The following is a 25,183-nucleotide window of genomic DNA, read 5'->3' on the forward strand; positions in this document are numbered from 1 at the left end:
AATAACGTTTCTTAGGAATCTCATTGCATATAAGGAAGCATGCCAATGATGAAGATTCATTTTAAGAGGTTAGTTGACAGAGAAAAATGGAATTTCTCGCAGTTCTGGGAACATGAACCATTAATTAATTGGAACATGTTAAAGAAATGTATTTTGTTGCTAATCTTAGCCTCACTTATGAGTCTATTTGGAATTATTTGGGACAGTTTTGTCCTGCTCAATCCATTTACATGGCAATGGGTAAATTTACCGTTGGTTCGATCTAAACTTTGGACCAATGTAATCATGCTTTTTGTCTTTTTAAGTTTGATTGTGCCCTGCTTTATTTATAAAGATAAATCTTGGGTACAAGACATCATTCCGATTTTAAGCGTACAGGTCTTTACTGTTTTACTCTGTCATACAGGCTATCTGATTGGAAGTTTTAGTCCTGCAACCATGGTTGCCTATGTCAGTGTCGTGGGAGTAGGTCTCGTTCTGTTTGATCGTAAAATGATTTATTGCGCGCTAGTGCCAGCAACAATCGCACTGCTGTTTTGCAACTTTTTAAGTATGTATGGTGTCCTACAATATGCACCGATATTTAAGCTAGAAGTCCTGAACCAAGCTCAAATGCATCCTTTTTGGGTTGGCAGTATGTTTTTCTTCTTATTGCCAATTTTAATTGCTTGTTTGCTGCTATTTGAAAGTCTGCTCAAACAATGGCGAATTCGAGAAACGGCTATTCAAGTACTCAGTCGTTTAGATCCGCTCACGAATGTGATGAATCGTCGCAGTATTAGCAATCACTTAGAGCGCTTACATCAGCAACCAAATCAACTGTACTCGATTGTATTACTCGATTTAGATCATTTTAAAAATATTAACGATCATTTTGGGCATAGCGTGGGGGATCAAGTGTTGGTCAATGTTGCAAAATGTTTGGCGAATAATTTACGTGACCGAGATATGATTGGGCGCTTTGGGGGTGAGGAATTTATTTTATTATTGCCCAATACCACGCCTGCACAAGCACAAAATGTGGCAGAGCGCTGTCGCTTAGCGATTGGTGAGTTAAAATTTACCTCAGAAGATCATCAAGAGTTTTCTATCAGTGCCAGTTTTGGCATCAGTAGCACACTCAGTGCCGATGAACCTCACTTAATTATTAGTCAGGCAGATCAAGCATTGTATGCAGTAAAAGCATCTGGTCGAAATCAAGTCAAAATTTTTACTGAACTTTTCTTAAATTAATCCCAAAATAAAGGCATCCAAAGATGCCTTTATTTTTGATCTGTTGTTTAGTCTTTTAAATATTCTTCACGATGATTACGATAAGGCTCATCAAAGGGTACAAACATCTGTTCTTGTTTGGCTTCTGCGATCCACTCTTGAACTGATGCTAAAGACAATATCTTGTGCATATAACTTTGGCTAGAAGCAGAGATGGGTAATTTATAACATTCAAAACGCATAGCCACAGGCACATAAAATGCATCGGCTAGACTAAACTCACCACATAAAAACTGCTCTTCACTTGGTCTCTCTGACCAAATTTGATCAATTCGGGCCACGTCATTCCTTAGCTGCTCATGGTCAGCCCAAAGCTGTTTTCCAATATGGGACAAATCGGCCTCAACATTCATTGGACAAAAATTACGTAAGCTTTGAAAACTACTGTGCATTTCTGCACTAATGCATCGTGCTCTGGCTCGTTGCTTTCTATCTTGAGGTAGCACATTCTTCTCAGGATTTTGTTCAGCAATATATTCACAAATCGCCAGACTATCCCAAATAATCAAATCATCATGCATGAGTGTTGGGACTTTGCCCGTTGAATTCAATTTTAAAATCTCAGTTTTAAATTGGCTATCAGCTTCAAAACTATCAAATTGAATTAAATGCTCCTGAAATGGAATGCCAAGTTGTTTTAATAAAATCCACGGTCGCATCGACCAAGTTGAATAATTTTTATTGCCAATAAACAGTTGATACATGATTATAATTTCCCTTTCAGCAAGGTGAGTTGTTGTAATAATTCTGATTTTTGAAAAGCACCAGTTAAACGCAGTGAACGTACTTCTTGTTGTTTTTGATCTAAAAATAAATAGGTTGGCGGTCCTAAAATGTCCCATTGATTTAATAAAGCCTGATGCGACGCATCATAATGACTTAAATCAAGTTTAATCAAATAATAGCGAGATAATGCCTGTTGTACTTCCGCATCTTTTAATACACGATGCTCAATCGGCTGACAAGCCACACACCAGTCTGCATATACATCAATCACAACGGCCTGATCTTTTGGTGCGTTAGCTAGAATCCGCTCAAACTCAGCAGCGGTTGTTGCGACATGCCACTCTGCTAATTTATCTGCCTGAACTGCGTTTAAATTTTGAATATGTTGATATTGGTTAAAAGCTAAAAACGGAACTGAGATCATCAGCAACAATGCATATAACCACTGTAATTGCCCTTTCTTCACAAACAGACGATATATCGTGAAACCAATAAATGCCATGCCCAATACAAGACTAAGTATTTGAATCGCCAATTCAGGCAACAACGGACGAATAAAATAAATACTTAAAGCCAACATCAAAAAGGCAAAAATAACCTTAATTTGATGCATCCATTCTCCTGCTTTCGGTAGTGCCTTTGCACCTAGAACACTGGCAAGCAGTAATGGAATACCCATACCAAATCCCAAGGTGAATAATAGTAGAGCACCTTGCCACTGATTTTGCGTTTGTGAAATAAACAGTAATGTACCCGCTAAAGGTGCAGTCATACACGGACCGACTAACAATGCGGAGATCATGCCCATGATACTTGCACCAAGCAAAGTCCCACCTTGTTGTACTGACTGCATTTGGTCGAGGCGATTCACCCATTTCTGTGGCAGTTTCAATTCAAATAAACCAAACAGATTTAAAGCGAATACAACGAACAATAGACTAAATGCAACTAATGTCGCAGGTTGCTGTAACCATCGTTGGAAATTTAGCCCTGCCACAGAGGCGATTAAACCCAATACGGCATAGACCATTGCCATACTAAATACAAAAGTAAGCGCGATCGTCCATGCTTTAACGCCTTTATGTTCACGAACAATCAATGAGGTCAAAATCGGCAACATTGGTAAAGAACACGGCGTGAATGCCAATAAAATTCCTAAACCTAGAAATAATAACAAGCTATAAGCAAGAGAGTGCTGTGCCAATGTGCTTGACCACTGTTGGTCTTGCGCCATATTGGTTGAATCATTCAGCTTTACATCATTAGATTTTTCAGTTGTCAGTTCATCCGTCTCTGCGGTCTGAGTATTTAAGCTATTCGCAGAACGAGCAACATCTAAAAAACGTTTTTGTGAATTAGAACTGACATTTTCGACACTGACCAATCCATCAACATCGGTTTGAAATTCAATATTTTGAGGTGGATAGCAAATACGATCTTTGGCACAACCCTGCCATGTAACACGATAATGTTGAGATGCTTGAGTGCTAATCTCAAACTCTGCTTGCTGATAATAAACTTGGCTATGACCATAGTTTTCATCGTACTGTTCAACTGCTTTGGGTAATTTCAACCTAACAGGTTGATTGCCTTGTTGAACCTCAAATTTGTGTTGATAGAGATAATAATTGGGTTGAATAGTCCAGTGTAACCGCGCTTGATTGGTTTTGGTCGATTCAACTGAAAATGCAAATGCCTGTTCCGGAGTCAATAATGGTGCTGATAGATTGTCTTGAGCGTAAACCAAAGAGGTACATAACAACAATAAAGTAGCCAAAAAGTAGCGCATTAATTGGCTAAGGTGCCCACCCTGAACAGACATTCTCATGTTCATCTCACTGTAACTCTTCCGATAACTTAAGACCTCATTCTGCAGCAGGATTTCAAAAGTTAGCGGAGATTTTGACTAGAATAAAACAGATAAACCTAAACCACCGTTATAGCTTTTTTGATCGCCATTCAAATCCACACCTATACTGGCATCAAGTTGAGCTCGATCATTTAAGCTATAGACTAAACCTGTTCCTAAACCATATTCATAGTCTTGGCTTTCTGCTTTACGATAAACAAACTCTGAAAAGCCAGATAATTTACCCGCAATTTTATAATCAATGGTTGGAATTGCAGTCACGGCCCAATCACTGTTTTGTGCTTCATAACGCATAGTAATTGATGTACCCACCAAATCGCTGAACTTATATGCAACTGCTGAAGTGAGGCTATAAATATCATCGTGATTCGTGAATTCATCATTACCAGTTGCAATAATCGCTTCTGCTAACAATGCCATTGTTAAACGATCATCTTTTAAATTAATCGCCTTTTTCAAACCAATACTCACATCACCTAAACCATTGGTTTCTTTCTTAGTGCCAGCATGTTTATATTGCTGCCAAACAGGACCTTGCCAACCCAGTTGCAGTTCTAGACCATCAGCTAAACCTGTGCGTAAAAGCATGTCACCGTTCAATGTAAGCGTTTTATCTTTTACGCCATCGACTGTCCCTTCTTGATAGCTTACGCTCGGTAGTCCTTGCTCCCACGCCAAGTGCCCTACAGGTGTAATACCCGTACCTATACCTGAGCCTGGACGGTCAAAAGAAAATTCTGCTGCAAATGTTGCAGTTGTCATGATTGATGCAGCAACCAAGCCTAATACTTGAAACTTTTTCATTGTTCTCCCCTTTATATCTTGTTGACTAGACTTATGCCGTTAGCTCTTTTGACATTTTTGCGCCATGTTTGCGTAATAATTCGAGTGTTTCACGCTCTTCTACCAAAGATTCTGACCAGTCAATTTCATCAAAATCACAATCAAAAAACAGTTGGCTAATTGAAGACAAAATCGTTAGACCCTCTTCATCTCTTGTGTTTGGATCGACTTTTTCATCGAGTAAGCGTTGAACCACAGGTACGCATGCTGAACTCGCAGCATCCCAAAGCGGACCATAAAACTCTTCAGCATCCCATAAATGAAGATTGGCTTTCGCTTGAATTAATGCTTCTAAAATGTCTTGATAAACTTGTAATTGTTGTTGTTTGTCTGCTTCAGTCAATGGCTGACCTGCTTCATAAGCTTCACAGACATTCTCCCACCAGACAAATAAGCCATCACATAAAATAGATACGGGGAAACCATGTTCTGGATCAATAAAGTTCGGGTCGAGTCCTTCAGCAAGTAAAGATTGCACTTGGTCTAAATCGAGTTGTTGTATGGCTTGCACCAAGGCCTGCTGCTGATTGCTTAACATGACCAATTCTCACAATATATTTAATGTTTCTATTATGCCGAATATCCCGACAGGTTTTTATAAAATCACGTATAAATTTGATATACACAAAAAAAAAGCCCAAAACTGGACTTTTTTTTCGCGTTTATCTTTACGCTTCATCATCAACTTTTACATCGTCATCGACGTCAACATATTCTGGCAAACCACCACGATGATGTTCTTTTTTCTCATATAAATGTTCCAAACTACGTTTTAGCTTATCAATCGCACCATGAATAGATGCATCGATATTTGCAGCTTTATGAGTCACAGCTAGTGGCTTCATACCCGCTGGACGAGCTTCGATCATACAACGTTTGTCATGATCGCCCGTTTTCTCCCCATTCTCATCACTAATATGAACCGAAAAATGTGTAATACGCTCGCTATAGCGTTGAAATTCTTGCGTAAGTTCTGCACGGACATAACTAATTAAACGTTCGCTACCTTGAATGTTTTTATCTGTACGGATTTCAATATTCATAAATATCTTCCTCTCTTTTCTGTGAGACGGTTCTACGAAACTTTTTTATTTAGCACGCTTTGAGCATGCATTCATTCAGTGCAGTTGTATATTTTGATTATGTAAATGCTTGTGGTCTCCTTGCTTCGCATCTGTTGCTTTTCAGTAGTTAAGAAGATCTTCTATAACTCCAATATCTGACTTTCATAACAAATATGCAAGCTGATTTTTGACATTTTTATTAAAACTTGATCAAAAAGATTTTTAAATTCATTGGCTTTTTTCTTTTGGTCGGCTCTATACAATTCTTTTGAGCATTTGGTCAAATTTGGCTTTATTTTTGCTTAATTCCTTGTATGCTTGACACGCCATTTTTGGGGGGATTATTTAAATGCAATTGAAGCAACTTGCAGCGACTTGTTTATTGGTATCTACAGCAGCTTTCGTTCAGGCAAAGCCTATTTGGCAAGATTTTAGCCTCACTGGTTTATACGGTGAAAACTATGAAGTTGTCGATGAAAAGCAAACGACTTTAACCATTGAATACGCTGCAAAAGTACAATATGCCGACGTATTCTTCTTTATGGATCGTATGCGTGGTGGTGACGACAACAAAAGTACCTATTTCGAACTTTCTCCTCGTTTGAGCTTAGGCGAAATTTCTGGTCAAAAACTTGCTTTCGGCCCAGTCAAAGATGTGTTGATCTCAACAACATGGGAAAGCAATAGTGCCAATGGCAATAACTTTGACAACTTCTTGTACGGCGTAGGCTTTGATTTAGCAATTCCATATTTCCAATATGCGAATGTAAACTTCTACCGTGCCAATAATGAAAAAACCGCTGATGACTATCAAATGACGATTGCCTATGCATTGCCATTTAAAGTATCAACTGAAGATTTCTTGGTCGATGGTTTCCTTGACTGGTCAAGTGCTGCACACGACGGTAACGAGCGTCACGCAAGTGAACTCAACTGGACGACTCAATATAAGTGGAATGTCGGTAAACATATTTCACCTGAAACACGTTTATATTTAGGTATTGAACACTCTGTTTGGAATAACAAATTTGGTATCAAAGGCAGCGACGAAAACAATGTCAGTGCTTTAGTGAAATATCATTTCTAAACAATCAATCTATTGAAAAACAGCAAGCTTAGTCTTGCTGTTTTTTTTGCAATCACGCATATTCAGAATATGTGAACTTTCATTAATTCATCCATGTCATTCAAACTTAAGCTTGCGGCACATCCTTTGCATTCACCTTATCAAATTCGTTTTGCCACGATGAATGATTTGGAACAGATTCTTACGATTTATAATCATGAAATCTTGACGGGTACAGCCAACTGGAATGATCAAGCCGTTGCTTTAGAACAATATCAACAACGTTTTCAAGACATGCAACAGCAGCAATTCCCAATGATTGTGGTTGAAGACCAACACCATAATAAAGTTGCTGGCTATGCCTACTATGCTGCATTTCGTAGTATTAGCGGCTATCGTCAGAGTATCGAACATTCTGTTTTTGTTGATCCAAGCTACGCACGTCAAGGTCTGGGCAAAGCCTTGATGCAACAACTGATCCATCTCGCGATACAACAAAACATGCATATCATGGTGGCTGCGATTGATAGTGAAAATATGGGTTCAATTGTGCTACATGAACAGCTTGGTTTTGTACAAACAGGTTATATGCCACAAGTTGGACAAAAATTTGGACAATGGCGTGACTTGGTTTGGATGCAGCTACAACTTTCAAGCTAACAATTTGCTCACAGCATATATTTTCACTTATTGTTTAAAATGAGTATCAAGCAGCTTTAGAAATATTGAAAATGATGAGAACAACGCAACTTTGCCTAATGGTTATAACAGCAATTGGCTCAGCTTCAACTTTTGCTGAAGATTCATTTGAACAAGAGTTACAACAAGGCTGTGCCAAAGTGAAACAATATGCGCAAGCAGGCAAAAAGTTTTACGATCAAAAGCAATATGCCAAAGCAGTAAAACAATTTGAAGATCAAGCTGCATGGGCTCAGTTCTGCCAAATGAATGGTGAGGAAAGTGGCATTCAGGTGACTGACCGAGACATTGAAATTGCCAATAATAATGTGGGATTAAGTTATGCAAAATTAGGTAAACCCCAATGGGCAAGAGTTTGGTTTTTAAGAGATAAAGACTCTAAAACTAGCCAATACAACCTGAAACAGCTAGCAAAGCCCCAAATATCTAAAGACCTACAAGGCACTTATGTTCGAGCCAATGGTTTTGGGCAATGGGATTACATTAAGGTCAGTAAAAAGCAAAATAAATATCAGATCGCTTTTGATGGTTATTACTTTGGGATTCGAGGTCTGATTTATGGCCCAAATATGGGGCAATTTGAAACCACCATGCCGATCACAGCAAAACAAGCAAACTACCGTTATGAAGACTGCCAGATCAAACTTCTATTTGCTAACGATCCGAATCTAGGTCAAAAAATTGAGGTGGAACAGAAAGATAGTGAATCTTCTTGTGGCTTTGGACACAATGTTTATGCTGGTGGGACATTCTATAAAGTGGAGAGTAAATAAGTAAAAAGCCTCTTACGAGGCTTTTATTAAATCGCCACCAACTCCCTTATCCCTTTTGCTGGCATTTCTGCACCTTGCCCATGTGCAATCACCTGACCACGCGCCATCACGGTGTAGTTATCCGCAAGTTCTTCAGCAAAATCATAAAACTGCTCAACTAAAACGATCGCCATTTCCCCTTGATCTGCTAATTTACGAATTACCCGACCAATATCTTTAATAATCGAGGGCTGAATACCCTCAGTTGGCTCATCCAAAATCAAGACACTAGGCTCAGAAGCCAACGCTCTAGCAATCGCAAGCTGCTGCTGCTGACCACCCGATAAATCTCCACCACGGCGATGTTTCATTTCATCAAGTACAGGAAAAATTTCGTAGAGATGACTCGGGACTTTCCGCGTTTTTGCACCCGAAAATTTCGCCATACCAATTAAGATATTTTCCTCTACCGTCAAGGTTGAAAAAATATCTCGTCCTTGCGGTACATAGGCCAAGCCAACACGCACTCGTTGCTCTGGCGACATCTTGGCAATATCTTTGCCATCTAACAAAATTTGTCCTGATTTAATCGGTAAAATCCCCATCAAGCATTTCAGCAACGTAGTTTTACCTACGCCATTACGTCCTAAAACGACGCTGCATTCACCTACAGGCGCTTGAAAAGATACGTCACGCAGAATATGACTGCCACCATAAAACTGGTTAATTTCTTTCACTTCTAACATGGCGGTCTCCTAGCGTCCTAAATACTTTTCAATCACATCTTCATTGGCTTGTACCTCTGCCAATGTGCCTTCTGCCAAGATTGCGCCCTGTGCTAATACCGTAACTTTTTCGCTGATGGTGTCAATAAAGCTCATGTCATGTTCTACAACCACAAGCGTATGATTTTTTTTCAATTCCAAACACAGTTCAGCAGTGCGTTCTGTTTCTGCATCGGTCATTCCTGCCACAGGCTCATCCAATAAAATCAGCTTCGGACGTTGCATCAACAACATGCCGATCTCTAACCACTGCTTTTGACCATGAGATAATAATCCTGCGGGTTTTTTCACAAATTCCTTTAAGCGAATTTGTTCCAAACTTTCCTCCAGTGCTAACTGCGCTTCTGGATCAAGTCGGCTAAACAAACTTTTTTTCACTCGCTTATCGCGTGGCGCAGCGAGCAGTAAATTTTCCATGACTGTGAAATTTTCAAATACCGTTGGTTTCTGAAATTTACGTCCAATCCCTGCTTCGGCAATTTGCTCGGTACTCATTTTGGCAAGATCATAGTTTTGTCCAAAAAAAGCAGTGCCTGTAGTTGGACGTGTTTTACCTGTAATCACATCCATTAGCGTGGTTTTACCTGCACCGTTTGGTCCAATGATGCAGCGTAATTCACCTTCGGCGATGTACAGTGATAAATCATTGAGGGCGCGAAACGAGTCAAACCACACACTGACTTTTTCTAAATACAAGGCAATCCCGTGACTAAAATCTGCGCCTTCAGTTTTGGCACGACCATAGCCCTCACCAAGTTGACCGCCATGTTGAGCTGAGTCTATGAATAAATCACTCATTTAATTGCTCTCCTTTTTAAAACGGTCAAATAATCCAATCACACCTTTCGGTAAGAAAATCGTCACCACAATAAATAAAGCACCTAAGATCAGTAACCAAGCTTCTGGTGCTGCTACAGTGAAATAAGTTTTCACTGCATTAATCAAACCTGCACCTAAAATCGCCCCAATCAACGTGCCACGACCACCTGCGGCAACCCACACTGCCATTTCAATCGAGTTGACTGGATTCATTTCACTTGGGTTGATAATACCGACCTGTGGCACATACAACGCCCCTGCGATACCTGCAATTACGGCAGACAGTACCCACGCTGAAAGCTTGTACCACAGCGTGCGATAACCCAAATATTGCAAACGGTTTTCGCTGTCACGAATCGCGCCAAGCACTCGACCATACGGACGATTCATCAATTGACGTAAGCCGATAAAGCACAGCATTAACACCAAAGCAGTGACAAAACATAAAGTGGCACGCATCGGTGCTGAGGTGATATCAAAACCAAGTAAGGTTTTAAAACCCGTGAAGCCATTATTTCCACCAAAACCTGTCTCATTGCGGAAGAATAAGAGTGCCGCAGCAAAAGTCATGGCTTGGGTAATAATTGAGAAATACACACCCTTGATTTTTGAACGGAAAGCAAAGAAACCAAAAATAAAGGCAACTAAGGCAGGCACAGATAAAACCAAGATCATCGCCCAAGCAAAATGTTCAGTCCCGACCCAATACCAAGGGAGTTCTGTCCAACTGAGGAACCGCATGAAATCAGGTAAGCCATCGCCTGCGGATTCGCGCATCAAGTACATACCAAAGGCGTAACCACCCAAAGCGAAATACAAACCATGCCCCAAGCTTAAAATCCCTGCATAGCCCCACACTAAATCCAGTGCCAACGCGACCAAAGCCAAGCACATGATTTTGCCAATTAACGTAATCCAATACGCTGATAGATAAAATGCCGAATCAGGGGATAACAAATGCAACCACGGTAAGCTCAATAACACTGCAAAACAAATCGCAATCGCGATTGCACTATAGGATTTATCTGCAAATAAAGAAGTGATTTTCATTGGCTTACTCCACGAAACGACCTTTGATGGCAAACAAACCTTGTGGACGCTTTTGGATAAACAAAATCACAAGAACCAAGAGAATAATTTTTGCTAAAACCGCACCTAAGCCAATTTCTAAGACTGTACCGCTAATCCCTAAACCTAAGGCTGCAAGTACCGCACCCCATACTTGACCCACTCCACCGACGACAACAACAAGGAAGGCATCAATAATGTAGTTTTGTCCGAGGTCTGGGCCGACATTACCGACTTGTGCCAGCGCACAACCTGCCAATCCAGCTAAGCCTGAACCTAAGCCAAATGCCAGCATGTCGATACGTGCAGATCGAATGCCCACGGCACGCGCCATTTGACGGTTTTGTGTCACAGCACGGACAAATAATCCGAAACGGGTTTTGTTTAATAAGAAAACTAGAAGCAGTAAGACCGCCACAGTAAAACCAATAATCGCAATACGGTTATACGGCAACATCAGGCTTGGCGTCAGGGCAATTCCACCACTAAGCCATGCGACATTCGACACTTCAACATTCTGTGCGCCAAAGATCATCCGAACCGATTGCATCAAGATTAAACTCACACCAAAGGTTGCCAATAATGTTTCTAGTTGGCGGCCATATAACGGGCGAATCACAGTGCGTTCAATCAGCATGCCGATCAATGCACTCACCAGAAATGCAGCAGGAATTGCAGCCAATAAATACCAATCGACTAGGCCGGCAAAGTGCGTTTTAAAAAAGCTTTGAATGACGTAAGTGGTATAAGCTCCAATCATAATGAGTTCACCATGTGCCATATTGATGACACCAAGCAAACCATATGTGATTGCAAGACCAAGCGCTGCTAAAAGTAAAATACTAGCGGTACTGAGACCTGAAAATACATGCCCTGACCATTCACTGATTTGAATACGCGTTTTAATTTTATTTTGTGCTTCGACCAACGCTACTTTTAATGCGGGATTATTTTGTGGTTGTTCTAAGCTTTGATTGATCAACGCCAATACATCGGGACGATTCGAATCCCCTAAAACTTTGGCCGCTTCGATCTTGGTAAACTCATCTGGGCTATTAAAATCTAAACGGGCTTTCAGTTGTGCCAAACGTGCATTAACCGCTTCACTTTTTTCATTTAGATAGAGTTGCTTAACTGTGGCAACATCGAGCTCATCTAAATTATTTTCTAAAATGTCCACCGCAGCTAAACGTTGTGATGCATCGTCTGAATTGAGTTTAACTTTGGCTTGTCCAAAGTTCAGTGCCTTACGCAAGGTATTGACCAGCGTCACTTGAGCTAAATCTGAAGGCCAAGTGTCGATGGCTTGCAATTGCGGATAACTTAATAATTTTTCATCGTTTTTTAAAATGTAAGTATGACCTGAACTATCGGTATATAACTCATTTTGATCAATATACGCGACCAATTGATCCAGTTGCTCAATACTCGCTGGCCATTGATTCAACATGGCACGACGAGCAGTAAAATCGGATTTAACAAAGGTCTGGATGGCATCCTGAGAAGTTGTAGACGTCACTGTTGTTGGTGAGGTAAATTCTGCCCATGCAGGATTAAAAATGATCTGTGCCATGATGCAGAGCAGTGCCAAAACATAGTGTTTCGCCATAAGACTCCCCTTATATTTTCTATTTAAACCAATCAATCAGAAATAAAACTAAGAAAAACCTGCTGCCAAAACAGCAGGTTGCATGAGAAAATTATTTAGGAATATATGGGCTCCAAGGCTCAGCTTTGATGGTTTGTGGTGTTTTATAAACTACATCAAACTGACCATCAGCCCGGATTTGCCCGATCATCACAGGTTTATGTAAATGGTGATTGGTTTCATCCATTTTGAGGGTATAACCCGATGGTGCTGCAAAAGTTTGACCTGCCATTGCATCACGAACTTTATCAACGTCCGTTGTACCTGCTTTTTCAACCGCTTGTTTCCACATATTGATACCAACATAGGTCGCTTCCATCGGATCGTTGGTCACAACTTTGTCGGCATTTGGAAGCTTGTACTCCACTGCATACTGTTTGAATTTATTGACAAATTCGGTATTCTTCGGATTTTTAACTGACATGAAATAATTCCATGAAGCTAAATGTCCAACCAATGGTTTGGTATCAATTCCACGTAATTCTTCTTCGCCAACTGAGAAAGCCATCACTGGAATATCAGCAGCTTTAATACCTTGGTTACCTAACTCACGATAGAAAGGAACGTTGGAATCGCCATTGATAGTTGAAATCACCGCAGTCTTTTTACCCGCAGAGAATTTCTTGATATTTGAAACAATGGTTTGATAGTTGCTATGACCAAATGGCGTGTACTCTTCCATGATGTCTGCATCGGCAATCCCTTTAGACTTCAAGAATGCACGTAAGATTTTATTGGTTGTTCGCGGGTAGACATAATCTGTGCCGAGTAACACAAAACGTTGTGCTTTACCACCCTCATCTCCCATTAAATATTCAACGGCAGGAATGGCTTGTTGATTCGGCGCTGCACCTGTATAGAAAATATTTTTAGACTGTTCCTGACCTTCATATTGCACTGGATAGAACAATAAGCCATTCAGTTCTTCCACGACAGGCAGAACAGACTTACGTGACACTGACGTCCAGCAGCCAAAAATCACCGCCACTTTATCTTGAGTAATTAACTGGCGTGCTTTTTCCGCAAATAATGGCCAATCTGATGCTGGATCAACAATAACAGGTTCGAGTTTTTTACCCATCACCCCACCATTGGCATTGATTTCATTAATGGTCATCAATGCAGTATCTTTCAGAGATGTCTCAGAAATTGCCATCGTGCCTGAGAGTGAATGTAAAATCCCCACCTTAATCGTATCGCCACTTGCTGCAGGTGCCGCTTTAGTTTCAGTTTTTGTTTGTTCTGTTTTTTCTGCTGGTTTTGAACAACCGACCAGTCCTACCCCCATCATCGCTGCCATAAGTACAGACATCGACATCAATTTATTTTGCATCTTTGTTCTCCACAGGTTGATATTGTGATTTTTACTGAGTGGAGTTATTCAATTTCTATGCCAATAATTTAAGTTTTTGTTTTATTTATATATTTATCAAATAAAATAAATAAGAATTCAATCTTGTATACAACATTGCATACAAAAAGAACGAGGTGAACTAAAATGATGCAGACTTTTCCATCAAACATGGAAAACTTATCTTGATAAAAAAGCCAAGCATGAGCTTGGCTTTTAATCTTTCAATTAAAAAGAATTAAACAACTATATCCGCTAAATTACCTTTCTGTTCTAACCAATGCTTACGATCACTCGAACGTTTTTTTGCAAGCAATTTATCTAATAATCCTGCGGTAAAATGCGCATCATCCAAATCGAGTTGGACTAAACGGCGGGTATTGGGATCCATAGTAGTTTCACGCAATTGACTCGCATTCATCTCACCCAATCCTTTAAATCGAGTGATTTGCGGATTTTTATTACCTTTCACTTTTTTCAAAATGCTTTCGAGTTCACTATCATCCAACGCATAATAAACATCTTTACCAATATCAATACGATACAGTGGTGGCATTGCGACAAACAAATGACCGTCTTCAACTAAAGTCGGGAAATGCTTCACAAACAACGCACAGAGTAATGTCGCGATATGTAGACCATCCGAGTCTGCGTCGGCAAGGATACAGATTTTGCCATAACGTAATTCAGATAGGTCATCGCTGCCCGGATCAACTCCTATGGCAATCGCAATATCATGTACCTCTTGAGAAGCGAGCACCTCATCCGAAGATACTTCCCATGTATTTAGAATTTTTCCACGAATCGGCATAATCGCTTGGAAATTCTTGTCACGCGCTTGTTTAGCACTTCCACCCGCAGAATCTCCTTCGACAATAAATAATTCGCTGTCTTCACGCGTTAAACCCACACAATCAGCCAGTTTTCCGGGTAACGCAGGACCAGAGACGATCTTTTTACGCTCCACTTTTTTCGCTGCTTTTAAGCGACGTCCAGCTTTAGCAATTGCCATTTCAGCTAACTGCGTTGCAATCTCAGCATGTTGATTTAACCATAAAGCAAAGGCATCTTTGGCAATGTTCAGAACAATATTGGATGCTTCACGGCTCGATAGACGTTCTTTAGTTTGTCCTGAAAATTGTGGCTCTTGAAATTTTAAAGATAGAATGAAATTGACACCATCCCAAACATCTTCCGCAGAGAGTTTCATATTACGTGGCAACAAATTACGTAATTCACAGAATTCACGTAAGGCTTCTGTCACACCAGAACGTAATCCATTGACATGCGTACCACCTTGTGCAGTTGGAATCAAATTAACGTAACTTTCTTGTATTTGTTCACCACCCTCAACATTCCAACAGATCGCAAATTCACAAGCTGCTCGCTCTGCTTGTCCACTACTGACAAAGGCAGGATCAGGTAGAATCTCTCGATCCTCAAGTTCATCCATTAAATAGTCGACTAGACCATTTTCAAACTGCCATTCAATTTTTTCATTATTGATTTTATCGTCATAAATAATTTTTAAGCCCGCCGCTAAAACGGCTTTAGCTTTCAAATTATGCTTCAATGCTTTTAGTGCAAATTTTGGACTATCAAAGTATTTTGCTTCTGGCCAAAAACGAACGGTAGTTCCTGTCGCACGTTTCGCAACTTTACCTTCTAACACCGATAATGGCGCAACAGGCTCACCTTGTTCAAATGCCATTTGATACAAGTTACCTTGGCGTTGTACCGCAACCTCAACGCGTGTTGATAAAGCATTCACGACAGAAATACCAACACCATGTAAACCACCAGAAAATTGATAATTATCGGTACTAAATTTTCCGCCTGCATGTAATTTGGTCAAAATAATTTCGATACCACTTTGTCCATATTCAGGATGAATATCGACTGGCATACCTCGTCCATTATCTTCGACTGACAACGAACCATCTTCATATACGGTGACACAAATTTGATTGGCATGTCCTGCAAGTGCTTCATCCACCGCATTGTCGATCACCTCTTGTGCCAAATGGTTTGGACGTGAGGTATCGGTATACATACCGGGACGACGACGAACAGGATCTAAACCTGAAAGAACTTCAAGGGATTGTGCCGTGTATTGTGTCACTGGGTCTGACTTCCTTATTAGAGGGCTGTCGATAAAAATCGGAGTACGAAAGGTAATTTTTCTTCAAAATCATCCATTGCATGATTACCATCAGCGTCGGTTAAAATCAATGCAGATGGCTGTGCTGCATTATAATAACGTTGTGCTTGACGATAATCCAAGACTTCGTCACCTCGTTGCAACAGTACAAGAATTTTATCAGCATGCTTTAACTTCGTGTCAGCAATTGATTGTAATTGCTGCAATTGGTCGGCATCGAGTGTCCATGAATCAGTGACTTTGAGCGGGATTTGTTCAATCCCAAATAAATCTTCGAATAACTGCCATGGTTGCATAGCAGGATTCACCAGTACAGCAGGGCATCCATATTTTGCGACAAAATATGTCGCATAGAATCCACCTAAGCTACTTCCAACCAATGTAACTTGATCGAGTGGTAAACTTTCAATCAGCTTAGAAACATCTCTTAAAACGTGTTCAGGCGGTTTATTCAAATCAGGTAAATGCACATCAGCATGCTCAACATTTGTGCAATATTGTTCTAATTCTTGCCCCTTTTTTGACATGGGGCTGCTCTGAAAGCCATGTAAATAAATAATTTGCATACGCACCATAATAGACAACAGCTTGACTTATTGCCAAATAAATCACATTATTCGGGTTAATAGATAAACAAATAACAATATAAATTACATTTAAGCTTGATATTGTCTGACACAAAAAACGATAGTGCACTCCGTTCATCAGTATTCTAAAAAAATTACTTATGAAACACATAAGATGTAAGCGTTTGTTGTAGTTTATCTAAAGAATATTAAGTCAATTACTTCAAACCTTCGGTATATATCAAGGATGGGGAAATCAATATGCCAAGTTTAACGCCTCTGCATGAAACCTACTGCAAATGGGACAGTACACCCCCGAGTCAGGCAGATGTTTTGGAAGGTTTGGCACAAGTTGTGAGCACAAGCTTAAGTGGTGTTCACGAATTGGTGCAATTAGTGCAAACAGAAGTGTTACGGACAACACTTGGTTTAAGCGCACAAAAAGCTAAAAAATTACAGAAACTTCCACAGTTGCAAAAATTTTATCAATTTTCTTATGACACATTACAGAAGTACGGTAGCAGTTTTCTTGCACCAAGTTTACGTCATATTATTGAAAAATTCCCGGTGCTGCATGATAAGCCCCTGACACCAACACTACATTTTGTGGTGGGTGCATTAAATGGGATTTTTGGAGACTTTTTCTTAAAACAACACAACCCAATGGCTTTACCTATGGTGCTTTATGATCATTATGGATCATTACAACAAGGTGAATTAACTGGTCGTATTGTCATTCTTACACATGGTCTGTGTATGAATCATCTCAGCTGGTCAAATAGCCGTTATGGTGGAATTGGTGAACGTCTGCTTGCGCAACGGGACAACAACACCATGTTATATCTGAACTACAATACAGGGCGTCGTATTTCTGCAAATGGTCGAAGCTTTGCAAATGTACTTGAAGATTTAGTGCAACGAAATCCACGAATCACTAGCATTGATTTAATCGGACATAGTATGGGTGGCTTGGTTTCACGGAGTGCCCTATTTTATGGCAAACAAAATCTCTACCAATGGGTGCATATGGTTGAGAATTTAGTTTGTATTGGTTCGCCACATCATGGTGCAGTGCTAGAACGCTTTGGTTTTATTTTGCAAGATAAATTGGGCGCGTTCCCTTTTATTAGCTTAATTGGTCAACTGGTCAATATTCGTAGTAATGGTATTTTAGATTTGCGTCATGGCAGTGTTCGAGATGATGATTGGGAACATAATGATGCACGTATTGGCTTTGCTGATGACAATCGTAAACCTGCACCATTACCCTCTCATATCAATACCTTCTTAATTGCAGGTACTTTAGAATTTGAGAAATTGCGTAATAAAGCACTCTCTGTCATTGGCGATTATTTGGTCAGTGTAAAAAGTGCGCTAGGTGAACATCAAAATCCACGCTTCCAACTTAAATTACCAGAAACCCATAAAGCCGTATTCTATGGTTTAAACCATTTTGAAATTCAGTACCATTCGAGTGTTGCTGAACAGATTACACGTTGGTTATATCCCGATGTTGACGAAGTCGTTGAGGAAGGTATCCAAACACATTTAATCAATGTTCCGAATAATTATACTTTTGATGATCTAGATGGCATCGTAGAAACCTGATGTCAGTCTTCTTGATCCAATAAAAAAGCCAACTTATCGTTGGCTTTTTTATTATTTAGCAGCACTATAATGTCTAAACAACTGCCACAAACATACCAATAAGATCAAACTAAAATATAGCAATGACCACACTGGTAGAGATTGTCCTAAGAAAGTCCAATCAATTGCTGCACATTCGCCTGAACCTGAAAGCACTTCCTGAAATACCGCTTTCATTGGCAATGCATCAACTAAATAGTCCAAGCCTGGACCACAACTTGGCACCTTATCAGGTGGTAAATGTTGTAGCCAAACATGACGAGATGCCACGCCCACTGACCAACCGATGGATAAGGTTGCTAATAGTGCATAAAAACGTTTAAAACCATTTGAAATCGGATTATGAATAAATGCGACTAACGCAATCAATCCCATTCCAATTAAGCCAATACGTTGGAAAATACACAGTGGGCAAGGCTCTAAACCTTGCACATGTTCTAAATACAACGCAAACGAGATACCAATAATACTCGTTAGTACCAGTAATGCACTAACTAAGCGGTAAGTCCATCGCATGGGAAGTCCTCTAAAATTTTAACGGTATTGTGCAAGATATTGTTCGAAGCTGATGTCGTTATCTTGTTCAAGTTGCACCTGTTTTTGCAACGATGTTTGCGCTAATTCTGCAAAATATTGTTCTCTTTCTGCACCCAACTGATGTTGTTCATAACGATTGACATGTTGTTGAGCCATGACACTCCCAAAGCTCCATGTCCCACCATTATCCAAAGTATCTTTAATCATATGCGCTGAAAGGGTATTTTCAACATGATCTAAACGCTGCTGCATCACTTGGATTGCCTCAGAATATAATTGTGAATCATCCATTTGATCTAACAAAGTAGCGCAGTCTTGAATCGCATTTAAATGACGCTGTGCCCAATCATGCAGTGAAACTATTGTTTCACCTTCTACAATTTTAGCATCTACTGCACGTCCACGATTGACCACTTCAGTTTGATTATGATCAATTTGTTCTTGCTCTTCTGCAAACAAATCAGGACTGTCATTTAATAAACAATACAATGCTAAACTTTCAAGAAAACCCGCTGAAATTTCATCAATTCCAATCGCACTATAAGGGTTCACATCTACGGCACGTAATTCTACATATCCAACACCACGATTCTTCAATGCTTGTGATGGGGTTTCACCTGCTTGTGGTACTTGCTTAGGACGAACTAGACTGTAGTATTCATTTTCGATTTGGAGCACGTGATCATTGATTTGAATCGGCTCACCCTGTTCATCATTTAAACCTAAATCGGTAAATTCAGGATAAGGGGTATGTACCGCTTTTTGTAATCCGTCAAGATAATCATGTAGATCGTTGTAATGAATACCTAATTCTTTTTGTGCTGAATTTTGGTAGCCCAAACGCCCCATTCGCAAAGCAGTCGCTTCTGGTAAGTATAGAGTCCCTTTAACCAAAGGCTGTAAATGATGCTCGCGCCCTGTTAAAAAGCAACGACAAACCGATGGGCTAGCACCCAACATATACATCACTAAAGGGATCAAACGAATAAAGTTTCGAATCAAACCAAAATAACGATGGCTACGATAATCCTGCAAACTGAGTTGTTTTAATTCTGGCTTGATTTCATGTTGTTGCAATACTGCAAACAATTGATCAGGAAAAGATAAGTTGTAATGCACACCCGAAATGGTTTGCATACGGCGACCATAACGTACACCTAAACCATGACGGTATAAGGTTTTAAAGCGGCCAATATTAGAAGTGCCGTACTGTGCTAATCGGATATTTTCTTCATTATCATCCAACATACACGGCATGGACAGTGGCCATAATCTTTCGCCTTCTTCTAGCTGCTGATGCACAATGCTATGAATATCTCTTAATTCATCTAATGCAGCCGCGATGGTTGTTTTCGGCGTAGTAATAAACTCCATCAATGCTTCTGAATAATCTGTCGTGATATGCGGATGTGTCAGTGCAGAACCTAAAGCTTCTGGATGATTTTTTTGTGATAAAAATCCATTGCTTTGCATACGTAAACTTTCGCGTTCAATGCCGCGTAGCATCCCCTTTAATAGCGAAGCATCTACCCAAGTCGGTATCACAGAGGAAGAATGTATGCTGGGTTGATTCATAATTTATATGCTCGCTTATTTAAGATCAGCCAACCACATAAATGGTCGCGACTTGGTTATTCTGCCAATTATAACGACAATTGTGATCTAGTCATCTGATTTAGTTTGGCAATTTTTATCACAATCTTGTTATATAAGACATGCTGAAATTGTGATTTTATTAAAAAATAAATCTTCCCATGAGCACTGAACTATGCAAGCACAGGACATTCTTAATTTTTGGTTTAATCCTGAACACCGTTCACTTTGGTTTGCCAAAAGTGATGAATTTGATGCAAAAATTCGCGACCAATTTCAAATAATTCACCATCAAGCGATCCAAGCAGAGCTTTGGTCTTGGCGACACACACCAGAGGGTCGCTTAGCCGAGATCATTGTGCTAGATCAATTTTCTCGCAACTTATATCGTGATCAAGCGCAAGCTTTTGCCTATGACAGTATGGCATTGATGCTTGCTCAAGAAGCAATTAGTTTACAACTCGATGCTCAACTTAATCCTGAACAACGCTCATTTTTATATATGCCATTTATGCATAGTGAATCTAAATTAATGCATGAGTTTGCTTTAAAACTGTTCCAACGTTTAGGGAGCGAAATTAATTTGAGCTTTGAAAAAAAGCATAAAGTGATTATTGACCGTTTTGGGCGTTATCCACATCGTAATGCCATCTTAGGTCGAAGCTCGACACCTGAAGAACTGACCTTTTTAACAGAACCGAATAGCAGCTTTTAAGTCTATCGTCTCCTGAGACATTGAACATAGGAATTGCAAAATGAAATCTTTATTCATATGTGCCCCTCTCCTTGTTACATTAACACTGGCAGGATGTGCAACTGTTCCATCAAAACCTAAAACTTTCGATCAACTTGGCCAGTTCACAGCCTATCCACTAAACAATAAAACGTTCCGTGTCGGTTTTCAGGCAGATAATAATTTGAGTTATGGTACGGCAGAAGAAATTACTTTACTCAAAGCTGCACAAACTACAGTCAAAAACGGTTTCCGTTATTTTACCGTTGTCGATGATCCAAGTAATGCACGTCACAAGACACAACGCCAAGCTGTGATTTATCCGACACCCTCTTATTACCCATATGGTTATTATCGCCGACATCCTGCCTTTTGGCCTGATCCATTCTATGATATGCCTCAAGTGGTCAATCTTGATCCAATCCAAGTGTCGTATACTATCGAGTGTTTTCAGACTCAGCAGCAATCACCTGATGCTTTTGATGCGCAACTCATTTTGCAATCATTAGGGCAAAAATACGGATTGAGTCCAACAGGAGACGTGTTGCAGCCCCCTGCACCACCTCAAAACAAAAATTAAATTAATAAGGATGACTCAATGAATTCAGTCGAAGAAATTCACGTACCGAGCCTGCAAAGAAGTAAGTACTTCGCCACTATGGCATTGATCATTGCGGTTGTAGCATGGATTGGCTTAATGGTCGCGGCGCATTTTTTACCTGAATATAAATGGGTCATTCATATTTTTATGTTAGGTGCGGAAGCAGGTGTAGTTGGTGGGCTGGCTGATTGGTACGCTGTCACTGTGCTTTTTCGCAATCCTTTTGGAAAAATGCCTTTACCCAAACTATTGCGTGACCATACCGAAATCATTCCACGGAATAAAGCTCGCATTGCAGAATCAATGGGCCGATTTGTACAAGAAAACTTTTTATCTCCTCAAATTGTTGAACGCAGTTTAAAAAATGCCGACCTCAGTTTGGCCGTCGGTCAATGGCTAGCAAACCCTCAAAATAACCAGCAAGTCGTACAGATGATTCAACATACTGTACCGAAAATTTTTGAATTTGTGAGCCAAGATCAAATTGCCCACTTTGTGCAAAACAATAGTGTGCAATGGGTCCGCAGTACTAAAATCAATAAATTGGCCAGTGAAATGTTACGTGCTGTTTTGGAAAATGATTTCCATCAAGACGTATTGCAACGCGGTCTTGATCTGGCGCATGAGTGGATGGTCTCTCATCCTGAAGAGGCACGAGATCTATCACGTAAACTGTTCCAAGAATTAGGTGTTTGGAAGCTTGCTAAAGGCGCAAGCTGGATTGGGATTGATGTTCAACAACGGACGATTGACTCACTGATTGAAAAAGTTGAATCGATGTTGGCTAATCCTGAACATCCATGGCGACAAGATATTGAAACAACCACACATTCACTCATGTTACAACTCGCTGATACGGAGAGTGAGGCCAGTCAACGTTTGAATAGTGGTAAAGATGCCCTTCTTAATAGCCCTCAAGTTCTGAACTTTATTAGTGGTGCTGTGGCAATTTTATGTGATGCGATTAAAACGGATTTAATGCAGGAAGATTCTGGTATTGCAACTAATTTACAGGCTGCGATACAACAGCTTGGTGAAAGCTTGATTCAGAATGAAAAAGTACGCCAAGTATTGAATGAGAAAATGGTCGGCTTAGCGACGAATTTCAGTGAGCAATACAGCGATAAGATTATTCGCTATATCAGCGAGCGTATTCACGAATGGGATTCACGCGAAATGATCGCCAAAATCGAAAGTGAGGTGGGTGGTGATCTGCATATGATCCGCGTCAACGGTGTGATTGTCGGTGCTTTTATTGGTTTAGCCCTCGGTATCATTCGTGCCATTGTTGAAAATGTTTTGTAAATGATATGATTAAGGACGGTAAAACAGTGATGTTTTGTCGTCTTTTTTTATTCCTTCATTGAAATAAAATAAGCTCCAATGTGAATATAATCAAATTTAGAGATGTGTTATTTCACTCCCTTTTCGTAGATCAAACCATGTATTTACTTTCTTGATAATAACGAATCAAAGTATCTGTATCTTGTTTTAAAAATGCAGTTAGATAGACTTTCACTTGTACCAATGAAAGTTGTTTAAAATGAACTTTTTCTTTCGCCTGTCGTGTAACTAATCCAAACATTTGTTTTTTAGCAACAACAGCTGGAATATCTGTCTTGACGATAAAATTAAGCTCTTGAAATGACCCATAGGTATTTAATACGATTTCGATCGTCTGTTCTGTCTTTTCATCGGTAATGGTAAACGTTGGGCTAGCACCATTAAGCTGCAGCCAACGGCTTAATTGTTTTTTCCAGCCCATTTTATCAAAACGAGTTAATACCCCAATGGTATTCAGTGCCTCAAGCTGCTCTACATCTTTTAAATCAATATGATGTGGGTAGCGTATTTTTAGATCGAAACTGTCCATTACTGAATGCCCTATTTGACAAAAAATAGTATTTATTTTAATCACTATCTGTAAATTATATCGCTTAAAAAATAAAATTTAAACACCATATATATTTGAAAATTAACAATTAAATTTACAATTTTAAATCAAAATTGACCAATTCTGTCAGTATTGTTTTTATTAAGACACAATTCCAATATTTCTCTTGATGTGAAACACATGTTTCAAACCAATAACAGACATATCTCTTTTTATTTAGAGATCGATAATTTGGAAAAGGCCGCTCTTTCTAGATACAATCAGTCCTAAATAAAACATCAATCAGGTTAAAAACCATGTTGCAGCTTCAGTCAAAACTCCCAAGCCAAGGTGTTACTATTTTTAGCGTGATGACTGAACTCGCACAACGACTGAATGCACTGAATCTGTCTCAAGGCTTCCCCGATTTCCCTGCTCCACCTGCATTGCTTGAAGCGCTGAGCCAAGCCACGCTTTCAGGTTATAACCAATACCCTGCGGGAGATGGTGTTTTAGTACTCAGAGAACAACTGGCCAAACAGTTTTTACGAAGAGATCAACTGCAACTCGATCCTGTCACCGAAATTACCATTACCCCTGGTGCAACCATTGCGATTTTTTGTGCCATTCAAGCCTGTATCCATGCAGATGATGAAGTCATTATTTTTGACCCGAGCTATGACAGTTATGCCCCTGCAGTACAACTGGTAGGGGGAAAATCCGTTCATATTCATTTAGAAGCACCAACATTTCAGGTGAATTGGCAAAAAGTTAAAGATTGTATCAATGCAAAAACTCGCATGATTATCGTCAATACACCGCATAATCCAACTGGTTCGATTTGGTCAGAACAAGACTGGCATCAACTGATTGAACTCATTCAAGATAAAAATATCGTTGTGCTATCTGACGAGGTCTATGAACATCTAGTTTTTGATGGACAAAAACATTTTAGTGCGCTGCAATTCCCCGAATTACGTGAACGCAGTTATGTAATCGGTTCTTTTGGCAAAAGTTATCATGTTACAGGTTGGAAAACGGGGTATTGCGTTGCAGCACCACATTTAATGCGTTTGTTTCGTCAAATTTATCAATTTGCCAATTTTTGCGGAACCACACCTTGCCAAATAGCATTAGCGAACTATATGCAACAACATCCTGAGCACATTCAGGAGCTCCCGAACTTTTATCAGGCAAAACGAGATCTTTTTAATACTCAAATTCAAAGTTCACGTTTCAAATTTATTCCATCACAAGGTACCTACTTCCAAAATTTAGATTACAGTGCGATTCGCCCTGACTTGAATGATGTGGAAATGTGCCAATTCCTCGCAGAACAACACAAAATTGTCGCGATTCCTATTTCCGTTTTTTATCAACAAGCGCCTGAATCACTACGCCTGATTCGTTTTTGTTTTGCCAAAACAGACCAGACTTTAGAGCGTGCGAGTCAAATTCTCGTACAATGTTGATCTACAAAAATAAACTGAACAATCATGCCTCCAACAG

24 protein-coding genes are annotated in these 25,183 nt (G+C 39.8%); 9 read left to right on the forward strand and 15 right to left on the reverse strand.

Going from position 1 to position 25,183, the window contains the following annotated elements:
* Positions 1 to 45 precede the first annotated feature (45 nt).
* Positions 46 to 1,233, forward strand: coding sequence for a GGDEF domain-containing protein (locus AAV96_RS14580; RefSeq protein ID WP_046739889.1), 1,188 nt, complete (start codon positions 46 to 48; stop codon positions 1,231 to 1,233).
* A 47-nt stretch (positions 1,234 to 1,280) separates the two neighbouring features.
* Here the strand turns inward: AAV96_RS14580 and AAV96_RS14585 are convergent, their stop codons facing one another.
* The 5 genes from AAV96_RS14585 to AAV96_RS14605 all read right to left on the reverse strand — a co-directional run bounded on the left by AAV96_RS14585 (position 1,281) and on the right by AAV96_RS14605 (position 5,754).
* A complete protein-coding gene (locus tag AAV96_RS14585; RefSeq protein WP_046739829.1) occupies positions 1,281 to 1,976 on the reverse strand; it encodes a glutathione S-transferase family protein in 696 nt (231 codons plus the stop codon).
* 2 nt (positions 1,977 to 1,978) lie between these two features.
* A complete protein-coding gene (gene dsbD / locus AAV96_RS14590; RefSeq protein ID WP_046739830.1) occupies positions 1,979 to 3,826 on the reverse strand; it encodes a protein-disulfide reductase DsbD in 1,848 nt (615 codons plus the stop codon).
* A gap of 78 nt (positions 3,827 to 3,904) precedes the next feature.
* The gene (locus AAV96_RS14595) at positions 3,905 to 4,672 is read right to left on the reverse strand and encodes a transporter (RefSeq protein WP_046739831.1); all 768 of its coding nucleotides are present in this window, start codon (positions 4,670 to 4,672) and stop codon (positions 3,905 to 3,907) included.
* Between the two features lie 31 nt (positions 4,673 to 4,703).
* Positions 4,704 to 5,249 carry an ankyrin repeat domain-containing protein gene (locus AAV96_RS14600; protein WP_046739832.1) on the reverse strand — a complete coding sequence of 182 codons (546 nt, stop codon included), beginning with the start codon at positions 5,247 to 5,249 and terminating at the stop codon, positions 4,704 to 4,706.
* A 130-nt stretch (positions 5,250 to 5,379) separates the two neighbouring features.
* Positions 5,380 to 5,754, reverse strand: a complete 375-nt coding sequence (locus tag AAV96_RS14605; protein ID WP_004659842.1) for an HPF/RaiA family ribosome-associated protein — start codon at positions 5,752 to 5,754, stop codon at positions 5,380 to 5,382.
* A 370-nt stretch (positions 5,755 to 6,124) separates the two neighbouring features.
* Here AAV96_RS14605 and AAV96_RS14610 point away from each other — a divergent pair, with 370 nt between their 5' ends.
* The 3 genes from AAV96_RS14610 (at position 6,125) to AAV96_RS14620 (ending at position 8,313) form a co-directional block, all read left to right on the forward strand.
* Positions 6,125 to 6,862: an outer membrane protein OmpK gene (locus tag AAV96_RS14610; protein WP_046739833.1), complete on the forward strand. Its 738-nt coding sequence runs from the start codon at positions 6,125 to 6,127 to the stop codon at positions 6,860 to 6,862.
* Positions 6,863 to 6,955: 93 nt separating this feature from the next.
* Positions 6,956 to 7,501 (forward strand): GNAT family N-acetyltransferase, encoded by a 546-nt coding sequence (locus AAV96_RS14615; RefSeq protein ID WP_046739834.1) that lies wholly within the window; start codon positions 6,956 to 6,958, stop codon positions 7,499 to 7,501.
* Between the two features lie 71 nt (positions 7,502 to 7,572).
* Positions 7,573 to 8,313 carry a hypothetical protein gene (locus AAV96_RS14620; protein ID WP_046739835.1) on the forward strand — a complete coding sequence of 247 codons (741 nt, stop codon included), beginning with the start codon at positions 7,573 to 7,575 and terminating at the stop codon, positions 8,311 to 8,313.
* 26 nt (positions 8,314 to 8,339) lie between these two features.
* Here the strand turns inward: AAV96_RS14620 and urtE are convergent, their stop codons facing one another.
* From urtE to AAV96_RS14655, 7 genes are all read right to left on the reverse strand, one after another.
* Positions 8,340 to 9,038, reverse strand: a complete 699-nt coding sequence (urtE, locus tag AAV96_RS14625; RefSeq protein WP_046739836.1) for an urea ABC transporter ATP-binding subunit UrtE — start codon at positions 9,036 to 9,038, stop codon at positions 8,340 to 8,342.
* A gap of 9 nt (positions 9,039 to 9,047) precedes the next feature.
* Complete coding sequence (urtD, locus tag AAV96_RS14630; protein WP_046739837.1) at positions 9,048 to 9,875, reverse strand: urea ABC transporter ATP-binding protein UrtD; 828 nt, start codon at positions 9,873 to 9,875, stop codon at positions 9,048 to 9,050.
* The gene (gene urtC, locus AAV96_RS14635; protein WP_046739838.1) at positions 9,876 to 10,946 is read right to left on the reverse strand and encodes an urea ABC transporter permease subunit UrtC; all 1,071 of its coding nucleotides are present in this window, start codon (positions 10,944 to 10,946) and stop codon (positions 9,876 to 9,878) included.
* 4 nt (positions 10,947 to 10,950) lie between these two features.
* Positions 10,951 to 12,573, reverse strand: coding sequence for an urea ABC transporter permease subunit UrtB (urtB, locus tag AAV96_RS14640; RefSeq protein WP_046739839.1), 1,623 nt, complete (start codon positions 12,571 to 12,573; stop codon positions 10,951 to 10,953).
* A gap of 91 nt (positions 12,574 to 12,664) precedes the next feature.
* Entirely contained in the window at positions 12,665 to 13,945 is a 1,281-nt protein-coding gene (gene urtA / locus AAV96_RS14645) for an urea ABC transporter substrate-binding protein (RefSeq protein WP_046739840.1), read from the reverse strand.
* A 256-nt stretch (positions 13,946 to 14,201) separates the two neighbouring features.
* On the reverse strand, positions 14,202 to 16,085 hold the full coding sequence (gene parE / locus AAV96_RS14650; protein ID WP_004659820.1) for a DNA topoisomerase IV subunit B: 1,884 nt from the start codon (positions 16,083 to 16,085) through the stop codon (positions 14,202 to 14,204).
* Positions 16,086 to 16,102: 17 nt separating this feature from the next.
* A complete protein-coding gene (locus AAV96_RS14655) occupies positions 16,103 to 16,690 on the reverse strand; it encodes a YqiA/YcfP family alpha/beta fold hydrolase (protein ID WP_046739890.1) in 588 nt (195 codons plus the stop codon).
* 261 nt (positions 16,691 to 16,951) lie between these two features.
* On the opposite strand from AAV96_RS14655, the gene AAV96_RS14660 reads away from it, so the two are divergent.
* A complete protein-coding gene (locus tag AAV96_RS14660) occupies positions 16,952 to 18,298 on the forward strand; it encodes a hypothetical protein (protein ID WP_004659815.1) in 1,347 nt (448 codons plus the stop codon).
* A gap of 51 nt (positions 18,299 to 18,349) precedes the next feature.
* Here the strand turns inward: AAV96_RS14660 and AAV96_RS14665 are convergent, their stop codons facing one another.
* Complete coding sequence (locus AAV96_RS14665; RefSeq protein ID WP_004659814.1) at positions 18,350 to 18,853, reverse strand: disulfide bond formation protein B; 504 nt, start codon at positions 18,851 to 18,853, stop codon at positions 18,350 to 18,352.
* 18 nt (positions 18,854 to 18,871) lie between these two features.
* The gene (gene gshA, locus AAV96_RS14670; protein WP_046739841.1) at positions 18,872 to 20,449 is read right to left on the reverse strand and encodes a glutamate--cysteine ligase; all 1,578 of its coding nucleotides are present in this window, start codon (positions 20,447 to 20,449) and stop codon (positions 18,872 to 18,874) included.
* 193 nt (positions 20,450 to 20,642) lie between these two features.
* Here gshA and AAV96_RS14675 point away from each other — a divergent pair, with 193 nt between their 5' ends.
* The 3 genes from AAV96_RS14675 to AAV96_RS14685 are packed head-to-tail and all read left to right on the forward strand — an operon-like array spanning position 20,643 to position 23,106.
* Positions 20,643 to 21,182 carry a DUF924 family protein gene (locus tag AAV96_RS14675; protein ID WP_046739842.1) on the forward strand — a complete coding sequence of 180 codons (540 nt, stop codon included), beginning with the start codon at positions 20,643 to 20,645 and terminating at the stop codon, positions 21,180 to 21,182.
* A gap of 40 nt (positions 21,183 to 21,222) precedes the next feature.
* The gene (locus tag AAV96_RS14680) at positions 21,223 to 21,780 is read left to right on the forward strand and encodes a CC0125/CC1285 family lipoprotein (RefSeq protein ID WP_046739843.1); all 558 of its coding nucleotides are present in this window, start codon (positions 21,223 to 21,225) and stop codon (positions 21,778 to 21,780) included.
* Between the two features lie 18 nt (positions 21,781 to 21,798).
* Positions 21,799 to 23,106: a DUF445 domain-containing protein gene (locus AAV96_RS14685; protein WP_046739844.1), complete on the forward strand. Its 1,308-nt coding sequence runs from the start codon at positions 21,799 to 21,801 to the stop codon at positions 23,104 to 23,106.
* Between the two features lie 130 nt (positions 23,107 to 23,236).
* On the opposite strand, the gene AAV96_RS14690 is transcribed toward AAV96_RS14685, so the two are convergent.
* Positions 23,237 to 23,674, reverse strand: a complete 438-nt coding sequence (locus tag AAV96_RS14690) for a hypothetical protein (RefSeq protein WP_004659805.1) — start codon at positions 23,672 to 23,674, stop codon at positions 23,237 to 23,239.
* A gap of 317 nt (positions 23,675 to 23,991) precedes the next feature.
* On the opposite strand from AAV96_RS14690, the gene AAV96_RS14695 reads away from it, so the two are divergent.
* Entirely contained in the window at positions 23,992 to 25,146 is a 1,155-nt protein-coding gene (locus tag AAV96_RS14695; RefSeq protein WP_046739845.1) for a pyridoxal phosphate-dependent aminotransferase, read from the forward strand.
* Positions 25,147 to 25,183 lie beyond the last annotated feature (37 nt).

Source organism: Acinetobacter sp. AG1 (assembly GCF_001005525.1).
GTDB classification, from domain to species: Bacteria; Pseudomonadota; Gammaproteobacteria; order Pseudomonadales; family Moraxellaceae; genus Acinetobacter; species Acinetobacter modestus.

Coding starts and splice junctions, on each gene's coding strand:
- AAV96_RS14615 (WP_046739834.1), top strand. CDS start 6,956: ATGTCATTCAAACTTAAGCTTGCGGCACATCCTTTGCATTCACCTTAT.
- AAV96_RS14610 (WP_046739833.1), top strand. CDS start 6,125: ATGCAATTGAAGCAACTTGCAGCGACTTGTTTATTGGTATCTACAGCA.
- AAV96_RS14665 (WP_004659814.1), bottom strand. CDS start 18,853: ATGCGATGGACTTACCGCTTAGTTAGTGCATTACTGGTACTAACGAGT.
- urtD (WP_046739837.1), bottom strand. CDS start 9,875: ATGAGTGATTTATTCATAGACTCAGCTCAACATGGCGGTCAACTTGGT.
- dsbD (WP_046739830.1), bottom strand. CDS start 3,826: ATGAGAATGTCTGTTCAGGGTGGGCACCTTAGCCAATTAATGCGCTAC.
- urtC (WP_046739838.1), bottom strand. CDS start 10,946: ATGAAAATCACTTCTTTATTTGCAGATAAATCCTATAGTGCAATCGCG.
- gshA (WP_046739841.1), bottom strand. CDS start 20,449: ATGAATCAACCCAGCATACATTCTTCCTCTGTGATACCGACTTGGGTA.
- AAV96_RS14605 (WP_004659842.1), bottom strand. CDS start 5,754: ATGAATATTGAAATCCGTACAGATAAAAACATTCAAGGTAGCGAACGT.
- AAV96_RS14620 (WP_046739835.1), top strand. CDS start 7,573: ATGATGAGAACAACGCAACTTTGCCTAATGGTTATAACAGCAATTGGC.
- AAV96_RS14690 (WP_004659805.1), bottom strand. CDS start 23,674: ATGGACAGTTTCGATCTAAAAATACGCTACCCACATCATATTGATTTA.
- urtA (WP_046739840.1), bottom strand. CDS start 13,945: ATGCAAAATAAATTGATGTCGATGTCTGTACTTATGGCAGCGATGATG.
- AAV96_RS14655 (WP_046739890.1), bottom strand. CDS start 16,690: ATGCAAATTATTTATTTACATGGCTTTCAGAGCAGCCCCATGTCAAAA.
- urtE (WP_046739836.1), bottom strand. CDS start 9,038: ATGTTAGAAGTGAAAGAAATTAACCAGTTTTATGGTGGCAGTCATATT.
- AAV96_RS14585 (WP_046739829.1), bottom strand. CDS start 1,976: ATGTATCAACTGTTTATTGGCAATAAAAATTATTCAACTTGGTCGATG.
- urtB (WP_046739839.1), bottom strand. CDS start 12,573: ATGGCGAAACACTATGTTTTGGCACTGCTCTGCATCATGGCACAGATC.
- AAV96_RS14595 (WP_046739831.1), bottom strand. CDS start 4,672: ATGAAAAAGTTTCAAGTATTAGGCTTGGTTGCTGCATCAATCATGACA.
- AAV96_RS14660 (WP_004659815.1), top strand. CDS start 16,952: ATGCCAAGTTTAACGCCTCTGCATGAAACCTACTGCAAATGGGACAGT.
- AAV96_RS14580 (WP_046739889.1), top strand. CDS start 46: ATGATGAAGATTCATTTTAAGAGGTTAGTTGACAGAGAAAAATGGAAT.
- AAV96_RS14680 (WP_046739843.1), top strand. CDS start 21,223: ATGAAATCTTTATTCATATGTGCCCCTCTCCTTGTTACATTAACACTG.
- AAV96_RS14675 (WP_046739842.1), top strand. CDS start 20,643: ATGCAAGCACAGGACATTCTTAATTTTTGGTTTAATCCTGAACACCGT.
- AAV96_RS14695 (WP_046739845.1), top strand. CDS start 23,992: ATGTTGCAGCTTCAGTCAAAACTCCCAAGCCAAGGTGTTACTATTTTT.
- AAV96_RS14685 (WP_046739844.1), top strand. CDS start 21,799: ATGAATTCAGTCGAAGAAATTCACGTACCGAGCCTGCAAAGAAGTAAG.
- AAV96_RS14600 (WP_046739832.1), bottom strand. CDS start 5,249: ATGTTAAGCAATCAGCAGCAGGCCTTGGTGCAAGCCATACAACAACTC.